This window comes from Psychrobacter sp. TS_SC_6 (genome assembly GCF_056156305.1).
In genome coordinates this window covers 2,491,522-2,507,292 of the sequence record NZ_CM149590.1, presented here as the reverse complement: position 1 = coordinate 2,507,292, position 15,771 = coordinate 2,491,522, and the positions used below count along the sequence as shown (strand labels likewise).

Genomic DNA, 15,771 nt, shown 5'->3' with positions numbered 1-15,771 from the left:
CTGACTGGTAGCCTTTTTGACGATAAGAGACGTTCCATGAATCAATCGTTCAGCCAAATGTTGATGAACTATGCACCGCTACTGGTCTTATTTATAGTGGGCTGGTTTTTTGGTGCGCGTCATGAGCGTCAGCATTTGGCAAGATTGACTATAGCCGAAGCTGAGTTGAGCCATATTATTGTCTCAAGTGAGCGTTTTTATGTACCAAAATTAGTCTCGCAGTCTGAGAGTGAGCTGGTGCTTGGTAGCGTCGTTATTGCGCAAGATTATTTTAAAATGGTAATTGCCAAAGTGTTGAATTTCTTTGGTAAAAACCTCACTACGTATGAGACCTTGCTTGATCGCGCCCGCCGCGAAGCTCTAGTACGTATGCGCACCCAAGCGCAGGCAAAAGGCTATAACCATATTTATGGTTTGCGTCTTGAAGTTAGTAATATCAATCAATTGGGTAGTATGGTCGAAGCGATCGCTTATGGTACGGCGGTTATGAGTACTGAAAGTTCTAATAAAGCGCCCAATAACGCTTTCAGTAATACTGCTGCCAAAACCTCAATCAATATTTCCAAAATATAACTTCTTATACCGTCATAGCTATTTAACACCAATTATTAAAATCCAAATTATCCAAAAACTCACGTTAAACACTCTCATTTAATCTCGTTACAATCCCTTTCACTCAATCTCTATATTCTGTATTTGACTGGCGAGTTGCTGAATAAAACAGCTAAACCTAACTTTTGCCCTATATACTCCCCTTATTAATTCTTAATTGTTGATAATTAGCAATAACATGCTATGAGATATGCTAAAAAGAATTGTTTAAAACGGGTGATGTCCGTTATTTATAAGTATCAGCAGGTAGTAGCAAGCGTATTAGCAAGGATTGCTAATTAGGCATCATTTGATCATTATAAATTGACCTAGTATTAGGTCTTATCTACAAGGATGTAGTTATGGAAAGTCTTGAGATAGTCACGTTAGTAAATTCAGTTGTCATTCCTATTTGCCTGTTTTTGATTATGATGGGTATGGGTCTGACCCTCGTTGCAAACGATTTTAAACGCGTTCTAAAATACCCGAAAGCCGTTGGCATTGGCTTGACCAATCAGCTGTTAATGTTACCGATTATTGGTTTTGCGTTGGCAAATATCATGCCATTAGAGCCTGAGTATGCAGTCGGCGTTATGCTCCTCGTTCTGTGTCCAGGTGGCACTACCTCAAACTTATTTACCTATTTGGCTAAAGGCGATGTGGCGCTGTCGGTGACGATGACGGCAATTGCCAGCGTCATCACCGTATTTACCATTCCTATTGTGTTGAGTTTTTCATTGATTCACTTCATGGGCGCGGGTAGCGAGTTTCAATTACCCGTATTAAAGACGGTGCTTACCTTGGTGTTGCTGACGATTGTACCTATCAGTGTTGGTATGCTCATCAAACGTTATGCGCCAAAGCTTGCGGACAACTCGCAGCGATATGTGTCTAGATTTGGCGTTATATTTTTGGCCTTTTTGGTGGCTTTTTTGAGCTATGTACAAAGAGATATCATCGTTGAGGCCTTTTTTGCCACAGGGCCGGTCTCTTTATTATTGAATGTTTCAACCATGGCGCTGGGTTATTACAGCAGTAAATGGTTTGGGTTGAACTTAGCACAAAGAGCGTCTGTGACGCTAGAAGTCGGCTTACAAAACAGCACGTTGTCGATCTTTATGGCACTGACGTTATTGGCCAATTATAAAATGTCATTGATGCCTGCTATTTATACGTTAATTATGTTTTTAACCGCAGGTATTTTAGTCAGGGTATTCAGCGCCAAGTACAATAAGCTCAAAAAATCTGAAATAGAAAGAGGTATTTTGGCCGCGCGCAGACTTTAGGTAGAAGGTATCAAAGAGGGATTGGTTATCGAGTTTGATTAGCTATTTACTCCCAAAACAAGTTCAAGTTTTTATGCTTGTTTTGGGAAATAGATGTGTTTATTGCTAATGTCTGCACGCCCTAAAGACGAGAATCATTTATTTCTGTTTTTGCTTCTGTTGTTTGTTCTTTAACCCTAAGATATGCTCGGCATAAGCGTCAATGTCACTTGCGCTAAATAGCTACATATTTAAACCTAAACTTATTTTATTGCATGACGGTCATCGGTTCTGTTGAGCATGGGGTCGATTGGCTTTATTAATTATTCCATACCGTTTTTCCAGCCTGATAAATTGCCTTAACCTCTAACAAAATCTGGCTATCTGCGTTAAAATCACGCTATTAATTATTTTCCTTACTTATCCGTATATGTGTTTGACCACATTCATTATTAACAAAAGACCATTCCATTATGAGCAATCCTGAAAGCACAAATACCAAAACCAACCTGACCCAATCCATCCAAGCGGCTTTGACTCAATTAGAAAACGCCTACAATCCTGCGGAAGTCGAAGCAGGTATGTATCAAGGCTGGGAAGAAAGCGGTTATTTTAAACCAAGCTTTGATAAAGACGAGTCGTTCTCTATCGCGCTGCCACCACCAAACGTCACCGGCTCACTGCACATGGGTCATGGTTTTAACAATGCGATCATGGATGCGCTCACACGTTTCCACCGTATGGATGGCGACAATACGCTGTGGCAGCCGGGTACAGATCATGCCGGTATTGCCACGCAAATGGTGGTTGAGCGTCGTTTGGAGGCGCAAGGTATCAAGCGCCGTGATATGACGCGTGAAGACTTCGTCGATAAAGTGTGGGAGTGGAAAGAAGAGTCGGGCGGCAATATTACGAGCCAAATTCGCCGTTTGGGCAGCTCGGTTGACTGGTCACGTGAGCGCTTTACCATGGATGATGGGTTGTCCAATGCGGTAAAAGAAGTGTTCGTTCGCTTATTTGACGATGGTTTGATTTATCGTGGTAAACGCTTGGTAAACTGGGATCCTAAGTTCCAAACTGCGCTGTCTGATTTAGAAGTTGAAAACCATGATGAAAAGGGTAGCTTGTGGCATTTCCGCTATCATTTCACTGACAAAGACCTGATGACTCAAGATGGCAAAAACTATCTGGTCGTCGCAACCACGCGTCCTGAAACGCTACTTGGTGATACGGCGGTTGCAGTCAATCCTAGCGATGAACGTTACGCACACTTGGTCGGCAAAACCATTACCTTACCAATCACTGGTCGTGTTGTCCCTATCGTCGCTGATGACTATGTTGAAAAAGACTTCGGTACTGGCTGTGTCAAAATCACGCCTGCTCATGATTTTAACGATTATGAATTGGGTCGTCGTCACAGCTTGCCGCTGATTAACATCCTCGATGAACGCGCCAATATCTTGACCGCGATGGAAGTCTATCCTGACTTGCAGACGCGTGAGCCAACGCTTGAGACCACGCCAAGCGACCATTTAGGTAACAGCTATGCAGGACTTGAGCGTTTTGCCGCGCGTAAAATCCTTGTTGAGCAAGCAGGCGTGCAGGGCTGGTTAGAAGACATCGAAGACTACGCCCTCAAAGCCCCACGTGCTGAGCGTGGCGGCACAATCGTTGAGCCGTGGTTGACCGATCAGTGGTATGTCGCTGTCAAAGAGCTTGCCAAGCCTGCGATTGACGCGGTAGAAGACGGTAGCATCGAGTTCGTCCCTGCACAGTACAAAAACATGTATATGGCGTGGATGACCGATCTACAAGACTGGTGCATCAGCCGTCAGCTCTGGTGGGGTCATCGTATCCCTGCATGGTATGACGATGCGACAGGTGAAATTTATGTCGCCCGTGACGAAGCGGAAGTACGCACTAAGTACAATCTCAGCGACGATATTACCTTACGTCAAGATGATGATGTGCTTGATACGTGGTTTAGCTCGGGTCTCTGGACGTTCAGTACGCTGGATTGGGCAGATGTGAACGCTGACCCACGCGTGATGGACACTTTCCATCCAACCAGCGTGTTGGTGACAGGTTTTGACATTATCTTCTTTTGGGTGGCGCGCATGATCATGATGACCATGCACTTCGTGAAAAACGAAGACGGCACGCCGCAAGTACCGTTTAAGACAGTCTATGTCCATGGTCTGGTACGTGATGGCAATGGTCAAAAGATGTCAAAATCTAAAGGTAACGTCTTAGATCCGATCGATCTAATTGACGGTATCGACCTTGAAGCGCTGGTAGAAAAACGCACCAGCAATATGATGAATCCAAAAGATGCGGCCAAAATCGAGAAGCAAACGCGTAAAGAATTCCCGGAAGGCATCCCAGCTTATGGTACGGATGCACTGCGCTTTACCTTTACTTCGCTTGCCAGTACGGGTCGTGATATCAACTTTGATCTCAAGCGGGTTGAAGGCTATCGTAACTTCTGTAATAAAATCTGGAACGCTAGCCGTTTTGTGCTGATGAACTGCGTCGATAGCGAAGGCAGTGCCAAGCCTATCGACCAAACGGCGAACCCTGACGTGTGGGAGTTGCCAGAAAAATGGATCATGAGTCGTCTGAATTCTAGTATCAAAGACATTCATCAGCATTTTGCCCAGTATCGTCTCGATATGGTCAGCCAAGACATCTATGAGTTTATCTGGAATGAGTACTGTGATTGGTACGTGGAGCTTGCCAAAGCCAGTCTGAATGACGACTCGGTATCAGATGAGCGTAAAGCACAAATCCGCTATGTGCTCTTGCATGTGCTTGAGACCGCGCTACGTTTTAGCCATCCAATCATGCCGTATCTGACTGAGCAAATCTGGCAGACCATCGCGCCGCTACTGGGTCGTAAAAACACCGACAGCATCGTGGTCGCTGACTATCCACAGACTGATGCCAGCCAAATCAGTGAGCAGACTGAGGCGGATATGGCGTGGCTACAAGAGCTGATCGCGAGCGTTCGTAATATCCGTGGTGAGATGAAACTGGGTAATGCGGTACGTCTGCCAGTGCTATTACAAAACGTCTCTACTGATGAAGATGCGCGTCTGTCACGTATCAAAAACCAGTTCAAAGCGCTTGCCAAAGTCGAGAGCTTAGAGATCGTCAAAGAAGGCGATGAGGTGCCACTATCATCATCAAGTATGGTTGGTCAGTTACGGGTACTTGTCCCTATGAAAGGTCTGATCGATCCAACGGCTGAGCTGGCGCGTTTGGGTAAGTCATATGATAAGTTGAAAGGTCAGGCCGACGGTATCGCACGTAAGCTGGGTAATGAAGGCTTTGTGAGTAAAGCACCTGCGGAAGTGGTCGATGCTGAGAAAGCGAAACTGGCTGAGTTAGAAGGGCAGTTGACAGCGATGACGGCGCAGATGGAGCAGCTGAAAGCGTTGTAAGAAAAGCAAAAGCTTAAAGAGCATGGCCTAAGATTTTATTTTGTGATTTATAATTACGCAAAGTTGAATAATATCTGTGAAGTAGTTACAAGTAATTTACTACTCACTCTTAGTGTCTAAAATTAAGTTTCTAATTTGCCTGAAGTGAAAAAACCGTTACAATTTCATGCTGTAGCGGTTTTTTTCAATGAATACTTTACTGGTATTAGATTTGTCTCAACTGTATGTATCGATATATTCTTTTACTTGATAATAACGGTCACCCAGTAACTCTGATATACATTGCATACGAACAACTTCTTGCCAAGCTACTTCTGACTCTTGAGCACGGTTGATACAAATTTCGTCACGTTCTGCTACCCATTCCTTTTGTCCTTCTGCCAAAGACTCTCTAATCTCAGTCGATGCTGAACTCCATAATTCGTTAAATTCATTACGTTTATAATCCATTGTAGCCTTAGCTTTGGCTTTTTCAGAAGAAATATTGGCAAGCTCCTCCGCAGCCTCCATACTCGCATTTGCTTCAGCCTCTGCGGTTGATAAAGCTTCAGCTTCCATCGCCTGTTTTTCAGCAATAGCTCTTTGTGCATTATCCTTTTGTTCTTGAGACTTCATTGCTTGTACATTGTTTTTCTGAAGAGCACTGACTACTGTCGTACTAATAAAATCGATAAGCTCTGAACCATTTTGTAATTGACCATAAATATTTTTTCCATCATCAGTAGGTTGTATAGAGTATTCAATTGAATAGTTTATAACGTTACCATCCATGTCAATATCCTGTTGAAACGCTTGTTCATTAACTTCTGATATTCCATAGTACTCATTAACTAAATTAGCACGATCAATTGTTTCAGTATCCAAATTTGTAGACAATGCTGCAACACAAAAGACTTTTGTGCTGTTGGGATCAGTTTTAGAAGTACGGACATCTTCTAATGAATAAGTAATTTGACTAGTACTAGCTCTCAAAGCAGAACTATCCGTCGATACACCTTCATTGGAAGCGATCCTTTTAACGTAAGATTGAGTGCTATCATCTAACAAAGATTGAACTAATTGAAGAGAACTTTCATCGCCACAGTTTGTGTTGTTACTAGATATAGAACTAAGACCTTTATCACAGGCACTAAGACCGATTAAGAAGGGTATGGAAAGCACAATCGCAAATTTTAACCTCATGAATCACCTGTAATGTATCGCGAATTAGCGAATTAAATAATAATTTAGAATTATTGGGGTTATAGATAGTTACTTTTAATACATAATTAAGCAACATAAAAATTATGCCTGAGTTTTTCGCTAATTGCCATTTAATAAGGCAAACTAAAGTTCTGTCTCCAATAAGTAATTTTAATTTTTTAGTTATAACTAGATTTGAGTTTGCCTTAAAAATTGTTATGACTCATGCTGTAGCAGCTTCTTAATGCCAGTAACTAGCTTATTATTTTTAAAGGAATAAAACGCTAACGTAAGGAACATCATGAACCATCTCACTGTCGGACAACGCTCGCCTTTAAGCAATCTTGCTATTGACGATACCGCACCAATTACGCTTAAGTTCACTCGCCAAAGCCCAATAGAGATGGACATCAGCTGCTTTGCCTTAGATGCAGCGGGTAAACTGATCAATGATGATTACATGGTGTCTTATAATCAGCCAACCTCACCATGCGGGCAAATCGAACTCACCCATTACGAGTCTCAGCCATCATCTTCTAGCAGCATCCAAGCTGAATTTGAAGTTAACTTATCTAAACTGACGGATAATATCGACAGCTTGTTTTTTGTGTTATCAGCCGACACCCCGCTGTATCAAATCCAATCGCTAGAGATTGGCATTTGGCAGCAGTCGCAAAAAGCGCAGTCAGAGTATCAAGCAGCAGACTTTGCCCAGCAGCAAGCCAGTATGCTCATGCAGCTGTATCGTAAGGGCGGTGTGTGGCGTGTATCTAACGTCGCGCAAGGCTTTAATGGTGGACTTGCCGCCATCGTGCAGCATTTCGGTGGCGATGTAGAAGAGGGTAGCTCGCAAGCAGACGTAACGGCAACGCCATTTCAAGCAAAACCATCATTAGAAAAGGTCATGCTAGAAAAAGCACCAAAGCTGGTCAATCTTGCCAAAAAAGCCACGATATCGCTTGAGAAACGCCAATTGCAGCAATTAACCGCAAAGGTAGCACTGGTGTTAGATGCCTCAGGCTCGATGAACAGACAGTACAAAAAAGGCCGCGTGCAAGAGGTGGTCAATCGCATATTGCCATTGGCAGTGAACTTCGATGATGACCAAGCGCTAGACTGCTGGGCGTTTGCCCGAGATCCGCAGTATTTGGGCGAGATTGGACTGAGTAACTATGACGGTTTCATTGATAACGCTCATGGTGGCTGGCGCAAATGGGCGCTTGGCCCACGTGTGAATAACGAAGCAGAAGTCATGAAAGCCGTGACTGAGTTTTATCAAAAAGACGGCTTGCATGTGCCCGTATACGTGCTATTTATTAGTGATGGCGGGGTGAGTGACAATCGAGGTATCACCAGAGTCATGACGGAAGCGGCAAAACTCCCAATATTTTGGCAGTTTGTGGGCTTAGGTGGTCGTGGTTATGGCATCCTAAAAAAACTAGACGATATGACAGGGCGCGTGATTGATAATTGCGACTTTTTTGAACTCGATGATTTGGATGATATCAGCGAAGAAGCCTTGTATGAAAACATGCTAGAAGAGTTCCCAAGCTGGCTAAAAGAGGCACGGAAGATAGGATTGATAGCGAAGTAAATTAGGATAGCATCCTTAATAATAAAACATGGTCAAAGAGCGTGAGCTCATTTACCCAACCACTAACCAAACATACCTATTGATAGCAAAAAACTCGTAAAAATAGCCTTGTACCATTTTGAGTGATATTGCATGCTTAGCTACCTATATAGATAGGCAGTTCTATAAATGATTATCTGGTTTAAGACGTTAGCTGTCTAACCTTTATCAAATATCAGCCACTCCATATCATTTAATGACAGTATTTTTATGAGCCAACACAAAAAAGCCTTTTATTATCGACCCAAGACCAATCAACATAACAATCCAACGGTGCGTTGGATGTTTTTGTTATTGGGCTGGCTGTTTTTTGCCTTGGGTATCATTGGGGTATTATTACCTGTCATGCCGACCGCACCTTTTATCTTGTTGGCGGCGGGTTGCTGGGCACGTAGCTCACGACGCTTTCATTTTTGGCTGATTAATCATAAATATTTTGGTAAATTCGTCCGCGATTGGGAAAATAATCATGCGGTACCCCTCTATGCTAAGTGGCTAGCGACTATAATGATGACCATTTCAACAACGATGTTATTTTTTAACATTCCTGCTGACATGATGTGGGTAGCTTGGCTGGTAGCCACGGTCTGTACTGGGGTAGCGGTCTATTTATTCCGTTTGCCAAATGCCTAAAATGCGTTGATTTTAGGGCGAAAAACAGTCAAAAAGTGGCTTTGGTTACATGAAATCTAAGATAAGACTTGCGAAAATGGGATCTTGCCCTTATAATACTTCCAAGCTTAAGAGCAGTTCTGCACCAAATCATTACCTCGTAGTATTAGTTATAATCCTTCGTTTTAATATTTATCGTTCAGTAGCTATTTGCAAGCGTTACCGGTCACTAGACCATTAATAAATTTAAAAGTAGGATTATCAATATGTCAGATACTCAAAAAGGTACAGTTAAGTGGTTCAACGAAGCTAAAGGCTTTGGTTTTATCGCTCCAGAAACTGGCGCAGACGTTTTTGCTCATTACAGCGAAATCACTGGTTCAGGCTTCAAAACTTTAGCTGAAGGTCAAGAAGTTGAGTTCACTGTAACTCAAGGTCAAAAAGGCCCACAAGCTCATAACATCGTTGCTATCTAATCTGTCTTTATAGACGCTTAGAGCAAGATGAATAAAAAACGAACCTTCGGGTTCGTTTTTTTTCGTCTACACTTTATATTGATTGGCTTTTAAATCAAACGATAAACCAAAATACCGATGACTACTCTGGTCGGCGGCATTTTTGATCTATATAACTCACAGCAAGAATGATAACGAACGGCAAGGGTGTTTGGGAGTTTACTTTAGCCAATCAAGCTAATACCAATATTAATCAATCCACCTCCAACGATCAGCCAAGCAAACATAATCGTCCCTAAGATAAGAGGTTTAACGCCCGCTTGTTTAATAGCACTCAGATGAGTCGTTAAGCCCAGCGCAAACATTGCCATCGTGAGCAGCACATCGTCTAGCATCACCATACTATGCTCAAAGCTTGCGGTCATCGGCACCCAAGTGTGCAGTAAGACGATGACAATAAATATAAAGGCAAACCAAGGGACTTTGACTTCTTTAATACGGCTCATAAATGAAGCACTTCCACCATTTTCGCTACAGCCTTTGGTCAGAGCAAAAGACAATACCAGTAAGAAAGGAGCGAGCATCATGACCCGTATCATCTTGGTGACAACAGCTGTGTCACCCACTTCGGGACTGACTGCGTTACCAGCGACGACGACTTGCGCCACTTCATGTATGGTTGAACCCGTATAAACTCCGTACTGCTGAGCATTTAACCAAGGTTGCAACCAACCAAGATGATAAAGAAAGGGGTAGAGCAGCATGGCAACCGTACCAAAGACCACTACTGTCGCCACGGCAATAGTGACTTTATGCGCTTCTGCTTTAACGATTGGGTCGGCGGCGATGACGGCGGCAGCACCACAAATACTGACGCCTGAGCCTATCAATAGTACGGTTTGTTTATCGACTTTTAATAATTTAGTACCTATCCAATAGGTCAATAAAAAGGTTGAGGTGAGTACCAGCGCATCGCTCATCACTGCTGGTAGACCCACGCTAGCAACTTGTGTGAGGGTTAATTTAAAACCATAAAACATAATGGCGAGTCGTAAAATCTGCCCTTTAGCAAAACAAACCCCTTCATTTAAACGCTCAGCAAAATTGGTATAGACCGTATTGCCAAGTATCATCCCGATTAAAATCGCCAGCGTCAGTGACGACAGTCCTACGATGCGCCCATTTGTCCATGTGTTTACACTAGTATTGAGCCATAAACAAAATAAACTGCCAATCAGCACGACGATGAGCCCTGCTAGATGGCGGCTGCGTGGAAAATAGTTGTTCACTGATTGGGTCAAGGCGTACATGACTGACCGTCCTATTATCTATAATCGAAATAAGCATAAGCTTATGAATAGACATTATAAGATAGACCAATCTATAATAAAAACAGATTAATTAGATACAAATTATCGATTTTATGGGTTAATGGAAAGTTTTAGGGTTAAAAAGACAGTTTTTAGATAATAGAGAGTTTTTAAAATAACAGATGGTTTTTAGGTTGTATCAATAAGATAGGATGTCAGAGAAATTATGAAAAAAGCCATGCAGGGATTACCAAAGATTACCCTCAAGCAACTATCGGTGTTTGTCAGTATTTATCAAACAGGTAGTACCAGTCGTGCCAGTGAAGCGCTACATTTATCGCAGTCGGCGGTCAGTAGTGCGTTGACAGAATTAGAAGCAAGGCTGCAAATGCCATTGTTTGAACGGGTTGGGCGTAGGCTCAATCAGCACCCCAATGCCCATCCTATTTATATACAAGCTCAAGCTATCCTAGGGCAGTCTTTGACACTAGAGCATTATCATAAGCACCAAGCAGGGCAGATCCATATCGGTGCCAGTACCACCATTGGCAATTATGTGCTGCCGCCGCTGCTTGCCAAGCTCTATGAGATGCTGCCAGATGCAGATGTCGATATGTATATTGCCAATACTCAAGAAGTAGTAGCAGAGGTGGAGCAACTAAACATTGATATTGCTTTAGTCGAAGGTATGCCGCGCCCAGTAGATATGAAGGTGATTGAGCAGCGCGTGTGGCGCACTGATACATTGATGCTTTTTGCTAAGCACGACAGCAAATGGTTGACCGATGTGGGTTATTATAACGATGCAAATAATTGCTATGAGCTGAGTATTAAGCAGCTATCAACGCTACCACTATTGGTACGAGAAACGGGGTCTGGTACGCGGCAGATCATTGATGAGCAATTATTGCAGCATTTGCCCAATGCTGAGGTGATTATGGCAATACAGCAGTCAGAGGCGATTAAGCATATGGTCAGCGCTGATATTGGACTTGGGTGCCTGTCACAGCACGTCATTGAAGCAGAGCTTGCAACAGGGAAGCTGGTACAAGTGCAGGTTGCAGGAATTGATTTGTCACGTACATGGTGGCTGGTATGGCATAAAGCGCGCCATCAAAGCCCGATTTGGCAAAGCTTTATTGATATTATTCAAGAGGATCATGTGTAAAGGTAGCTATAGTCAGCCCCATATTAAAAAATAGGGCGAAACTGGGATAAATTTTTTGTAGCCTCTGTCGGCGCAGCCACAGCAAGCAAAAAAAACTTGTACCAGTTTCGCCCTATAATAAAGTGCATTTATCTTATTTAGTATCGACTGTATTCATTCTATGCTGACACTTATTTATTGACCGGCTTATCAAGCCTTACAACTAAGCTGTCACAAGGTACATTTGGCAAGATATTATCTGCCGTTGCACCGCTAAGCCAAGCTGCGATCCCATGACGTTCATGACGACCAATAACCAATAAGTCAACGTCATTCTTATGGCAATAGTTGACAATACCTTCACTATTAGAGATGGCAGTCGTCACTTCAGAGTTAACCACATGTAAGTCGTTACGATCTAAGAACTGCGCCAGTTTTGCACGCGCTTCTTGGCAACGCTCATCATCAATCTCATCATATAAGCTTGAGGCAGGCACCAGCTCGTAGCCAAAGCCAACCATGGTATCTTTTACGATATGCAATACCGATAATTTGGAGTCAGGACGATTATCAACGATACGCTTGGCTTTTTGAGCAACCAAGTCAGCATCAGATAGTAAATCGGTGACCAATAAAATATGTTGGTAACTCATGAGCGGCTCCTTCCTTGTGGCAGATGATTTTAACTATAGCACTACTAATGACTGCTGTTAAGTAGGCTTTGTTAAATCGGACGCTATCCTTATCCGTTATTCTTGATGACTTATTGTTTTTCTCCACCCACTGTCTTGACTTACTAGCGTATTAGCCCCATCTACTGTCATTAGGCAAATTCTTTTTAGCTGATAAATGCCATTCAATTCGAAGATGACCTATGAGGCTTTGATAACTTTAATTGTTTATTCAAAGCGATCTTTTTATAAATATAAATTTTACTATTTTAATTGCTGATATCGATTTCATACCTTGGTTATTGGCTAAGATGATACTGAAGTAATTAATGCATAAGGATAACCATGACTGACACGCTATTTACTGCCGATTTAACCTTGCATCCTGCCTTTGAGCTGATTGAGCACCGCCATATCGATGCATTATCGATGGATGTGCTGATCAGTCAGCATATCAAAACCGGAGCGATGCATTATCACTTGGCGCATCCGAGTGATGAAAATGCCTTTTTGGTTGGCTTTCGTACCCAGCCGATGGATTCAAAAGGTGAGGCGCATATTTTAGAGCACGTGGCTTTATGTGGCTCTGAGAAGTTCCCCGTACGCGACCCGTTTTTCTCAATGATTAAGCGTTCGCTCAATACCTTTATGAATGCGATGACCGCTGCTGATTGGACAGCGTATCCGTATGCGACGCAAAATAAAAATGATTATTTTAACTTGCTTGCTGTCTATCTTGATGCCTCATTTTTTCCCAATATTCATCCGCTTGATTTTGCCCAAGAAGGTATCCGTGTTGAGTTGGATGAAAATGATAAGCCACAGTTTAAAGGTATCGTCTTTAATGAGATGAAAGGCGCAATGAGTGGCGAGATTGACCAGCTGTATCATACGGTCGCCCATCATTTGTTCCCAACGACGACGTACCATTATAATTCGGGCGGTGATCCTGCTGATATCCCAGACTTGACTCATAATGAGCTGGTTGAATTCCATCAAAGCCATTATCATCCGTCAAACAGTGTGATTATGAGCTTTGGTAATATTCCAGTTGCCCAAACGCAAGCAAAAATTCATGACGATGCTTTGATTGAGTTTGAAGCGGGCAAAAAACATGTTTCGCGTCCAGAGCAGCGTTTGTCTGCGCCGATTAGCGCGGTCGATACTTATACTGCTGATGAAGCTGGTCCCGATCAGACTCATCACGTGCTTGCGTGGTTATTGCCATCGATTACTGATCCGAAGCAGCGTTTGGCACTGCGTCTCTTAGAGGGCGTATTGATTGAGCATGCTGGCTCGCCGTTACGTGCCTATTTAGATAGCCATCCACTAGGCAAAGCGCCAAGTCCGTTATTGGGACTCGATGACAGTCATTATGAGATGGTTTTTTATACCGGTTTACGCGGCTCTAACCCTGAACACGCCGAAGCGGTAGAGCAGGGTATTATTGATTTGCTTAAAGAGGTCGCGAGCAAACCGATTGACGATGAAACCATTGAAACTATCTTGCACCAAATCGAGATTGATCAGCGTCATATCGGCGGCGATAGTATGCCTTATGGTCTAAATCTCATGCTAGAAGGCTTTAGCACTGCCATCCATGATGGTAATCCTATTGATGTCTGGGAAGTTGATGAGCATTTGCAATGGCTACGTGAGCAAGTCGTTGACGCGCAGTGGCTGCCAAATTTAATCAAAATCCATTTGCTTGATAATCAGCATCGTGTCCGCGTTACTATGACGCCTGATAGCGAAAAAACAGCCCGTTTGGCAGCAGCGGAGCAGACCCGTCTTGATACCATCGAGATGGATTTGACCGCTGATGATAAAGCTATCTTAAAACAACAAGCGCTTGATTTGGCAGCGCGCCAAGCAGCACCTGATGATTTAAGCTTATTACCAAAAGTGGGTTTAGAAGACGTACCGACCGATATCAGCTTTAAGCAAGGCACGCAAAAGCAGATTAATCTAAGCGGTAAAGAGAGCACCTTATTTGAATATGAAGCGGGCACTAACGGCTTGTATTATTATCAAATCATCGTACCTTTGACTGATGCGATTGGTAATGAGGATACAAGCGAGCTACCCTTTAATGAAGTCATCAATCATCCGCTGTTGCCTATCTATTTAAGCTTATTATCAGAGCTAGGTACAGACTCTCTTAGTGCTCATGAAATGCAAGCGAAGCAAGCGGCGCACTCATCAGGGGTGACCGCCAGAATCAGCCAACGTACCAATATCGATGACAGCCAAGCGATTAGCAGCTATTTTGTGGTGGCAACGCGCGCGCTGAATCGTAAACCTGAAGCGATTGATTTGCTCAAAGAAGTCATGGAACATAGTGTATTCACTGAGCATGACCGTATCAAAGAAATCTTGCAGCAGCGTCAAGCAGGCTGGCAATCAAACCTTGCCGGTTCAGGGCATTCCTATGCCATGCAAACCGCCAGTCGCGGTATGAGTCGCCAAGCGCAGCTAGAGTATGTGCGCAGTGGTCTGCCAGCATTGAACGCGCTAAAAGACTTCTTAACCCATGCCAGTAGCGATGATGCACAATGGGATCAGCTTGCGACGAGTTTGATGGACTTACATCAACGTCTAATCAGTTTGCCTAAGCACGCGGTTATCATTTGCGAAGCGGAGCAAACTGAACGCTTGAGTAACTTAATCGTTGAGAGCTGGAAAGACAGCCAAGCGCCAAAAATTGCAGAGCAGATACACAACTCTGATAAGAATATTGAAGCAAATATCCCAAGTGAGTTTACGGAATTATCGCTAAATGCTGCATTAGGTAGTGAGAACACAGCTGCAACAGAAGAAGTAGCCGTTGACGATCTGGCATGGCTGGTTCCGACCAACGTCTATCATAATGCCAGTGCTTATACCGTGCCAGCGGCTGATCATCCTGATACGGCAGCCTTGATGGTACTAGCGCCTTATCTACGCAATGGTTATCTGCATAGCGCCATTCGTGAGCGCGGCGGTGCTTATGGCGGCGGTGCGGGCTACGATGCCAATGCATGTGCCTTTAAGTTCTTTAGCTATCGTGATCCGCAGTGTGCTGAAACTTTTACCCATTTTGACGCCAGTATCGAGTGGCTATTGAATGAGCCACAAACCGATGAGCAGTTAGAAGAAGCCATCTTAGGTATTATCTCAGGTATGGATAAGCCAGGCTCTCCAGCAGGTGAGGCAATAAAAGCCTGCTTCGCAGATTTGCATCATCGCGGTGTAGAGTGGCAACGCAAAATGCGCGCAGCGATATTGGCAGTGACGGTTGCTGATTTACAGCGTGTGGCGAGACAATATTTGCAGGGTCAAAAACATGTGCGTGCGGTATTAGCGCCTTATGATAAAGAAGAAGTAGTAAAAGAGTTAGGCTTTAACGTCTGTAAGATTAAAAGCTAATCATTTAATGTTTACTGACTTAATCGCTATATAAAAAACCGCCGCTTTCACAAA

General features: G+C 43.4%; 11 protein-coding genes. 8 read left to right on the top strand and 3 right to left on the bottom strand.

Going from position 1 to position 15,771, the window contains the following annotated elements; genetic code table 11:
• Positions 1-36: 36 nt before the first annotated feature.
• The 3 genes from AC0J5Y_RS10660 (at position 37) to AC0J5Y_RS10650 (ending at position 5,299) form a co-directional block, all read left to right on the top strand.
• Positions 37-573 carry a YbjQ family protein gene (locus tag AC0J5Y_RS10660; RefSeq protein WP_475130658.1) on the top strand — a complete coding sequence of 179 codons (537 nt, stop codon included), beginning with the start codon at positions 37-39 and terminating at the stop codon, positions 571-573.
• 380 nt (positions 574-953) lie between these two features.
• Positions 954-1,877, top strand: coding sequence for a bile acid:sodium symporter family protein (locus tag AC0J5Y_RS10655; RefSeq protein WP_475130657.1), 924 nt, complete (start codon positions 954-956; stop codon positions 1,875-1,877).
• 452 nt (positions 1,878-2,329) lie between these two features.
• Entirely contained in the window at positions 2,330-5,299 is a 2,970-nt protein-coding gene (locus AC0J5Y_RS10650) for a valine--tRNA ligase (RefSeq protein ID WP_475130656.1), read from the top strand.
• 216 nt (positions 5,300-5,515) lie between these two features.
• Here AC0J5Y_RS10650 and AC0J5Y_RS10645 read toward each other — a convergent pair whose 3' ends face one another.
• The gene (locus tag AC0J5Y_RS10645) at positions 5,516-6,481 is read right to left on the bottom strand and encodes a DUF1311 domain-containing protein (RefSeq protein ID WP_475130655.1); all 966 of its coding nucleotides are present in this window, start codon (positions 6,479-6,481) and stop codon (positions 5,516-5,518) included.
• A gap of 301 nt (positions 6,482-6,782) precedes the next feature.
• Here AC0J5Y_RS10645 and AC0J5Y_RS10640 point away from each other — a divergent pair, with 301 nt between their 5' ends.
• The 3 genes from AC0J5Y_RS10640 to AC0J5Y_RS10630 all read left to right on the top strand — a co-directional run bounded on the left by AC0J5Y_RS10640 (position 6,783) and on the right by AC0J5Y_RS10630 (position 9,202).
• On the top strand, positions 6,783-8,075 hold the full coding sequence (locus AC0J5Y_RS10640; RefSeq protein ID WP_475130654.1) for a VWA domain-containing protein: 1,293 nt from the start codon (positions 6,783-6,785) through the stop codon (positions 8,073-8,075).
• A gap of 249 nt (positions 8,076-8,324) precedes the next feature.
• On the top strand, positions 8,325-8,747 hold the full coding sequence (locus tag AC0J5Y_RS10635) for a YbaN family protein (protein WP_475130653.1): 423 nt from the start codon (positions 8,325-8,327) through the stop codon (positions 8,745-8,747).
• Positions 8,748-8,992: 245 nt separating this feature from the next.
• Positions 8,993-9,202, top strand: a complete 210-nt coding sequence (locus AC0J5Y_RS10630; protein ID WP_010201661.1) for a cold-shock protein — start codon at positions 8,993-8,995, stop codon at positions 9,200-9,202.
• 203 nt (positions 9,203-9,405) lie between these two features.
• On the opposite strand, the gene AC0J5Y_RS10625 is transcribed toward AC0J5Y_RS10630, so the two are convergent.
• Positions 9,406-10,491 carry a YeiH family protein gene (locus AC0J5Y_RS10625; RefSeq protein WP_475130652.1) on the bottom strand — a complete coding sequence of 362 codons (1,086 nt, stop codon included), beginning with the start codon at positions 10,489-10,491 and terminating at the stop codon, positions 9,406-9,408.
• A gap of 226 nt (positions 10,492-10,717) precedes the next feature.
• On the opposite strand from AC0J5Y_RS10625, the gene AC0J5Y_RS10620 reads away from it, so the two are divergent.
• Positions 10,718-11,659, top strand: a complete 942-nt coding sequence (locus tag AC0J5Y_RS10620) for a LysR substrate-binding domain-containing protein (protein WP_475130651.1) — start codon at positions 10,718-10,720, stop codon at positions 11,657-11,659.
• A 170-nt stretch (positions 11,660-11,829) separates the two neighbouring features.
• Here the strand turns inward: AC0J5Y_RS10620 and AC0J5Y_RS10615 are convergent, their stop codons facing one another.
• Positions 11,830-12,291: a universal stress protein gene (locus AC0J5Y_RS10615; protein ID WP_011514445.1), complete on the bottom strand. Its 462-nt coding sequence runs from the start codon at positions 12,289-12,291 to the stop codon at positions 11,830-11,832.
• Between the two features lie 363 nt (positions 12,292-12,654).
• On the opposite strand from AC0J5Y_RS10615, the gene AC0J5Y_RS10610 reads away from it, so the two are divergent.
• Positions 12,655-15,717 (top strand): insulinase family protein, encoded by a 3,063-nt coding sequence (locus tag AC0J5Y_RS10610; protein ID WP_475130650.1) that lies wholly within the window; start codon positions 12,655-12,657, stop codon positions 15,715-15,717.
• Positions 15,718-15,771 lie beyond the last annotated feature (54 nt).

Excerpts from the sequence above, each read along its gene's own strand:
- AC0J5Y_RS10655 (WP_475130657.1), top strand. The coding sequence starts at position 954 with ATGGAAAGTCTTGAGATAGTCACGTTAGTAAATTCAGTTGTCATTCCT.
- AC0J5Y_RS10610 (WP_475130650.1), top strand. The coding sequence starts at position 12,655 with ATGACTGACACGCTATTTACTGCCGATTTAACCTTGCATCCTGCCTTT.
- AC0J5Y_RS10630 (WP_010201661.1), top strand. The coding sequence starts at position 8,993 with ATGTCAGATACTCAAAAAGGTACAGTTAAGTGGTTCAACGAAGCTAAA.
- AC0J5Y_RS10650 (WP_475130656.1), top strand. The coding sequence starts at position 2,330 with ATGAGCAATCCTGAAAGCACAAATACCAAAACCAACCTGACCCAATCC.
- AC0J5Y_RS10620 (WP_475130651.1), top strand. The coding sequence starts at position 10,718 with ATGAAAAAAGCCATGCAGGGATTACCAAAGATTACCCTCAAGCAACTA.
- AC0J5Y_RS10625 (WP_475130652.1), bottom strand. The coding sequence starts at position 10,491 with ATGTACGCCTTGACCCAATCAGTGAACAACTATTTTCCACGCAGCCGC.
- AC0J5Y_RS10660 (WP_475130658.1), top strand. The coding sequence starts at position 37 with ATGAATCAATCGTTCAGCCAAATGTTGATGAACTATGCACCGCTACTG.
- AC0J5Y_RS10635 (WP_475130653.1), top strand. The coding sequence starts at position 8,325 with ATGAGCCAACACAAAAAAGCCTTTTATTATCGACCCAAGACCAATCAA.
- AC0J5Y_RS10640 (WP_475130654.1), top strand. The coding sequence starts at position 6,783 with ATGAACCATCTCACTGTCGGACAACGCTCGCCTTTAAGCAATCTTGCT.
- AC0J5Y_RS10645 (WP_475130655.1), bottom strand. The coding sequence starts at position 6,481 with ATGAGGTTAAAATTTGCGATTGTGCTTTCCATACCCTTCTTAATCGGT.
- AC0J5Y_RS10615 (WP_011514445.1), bottom strand. The coding sequence starts at position 12,291 with ATGAGTTACCAACATATTTTATTGGTCACCGATTTACTATCTGATGCT.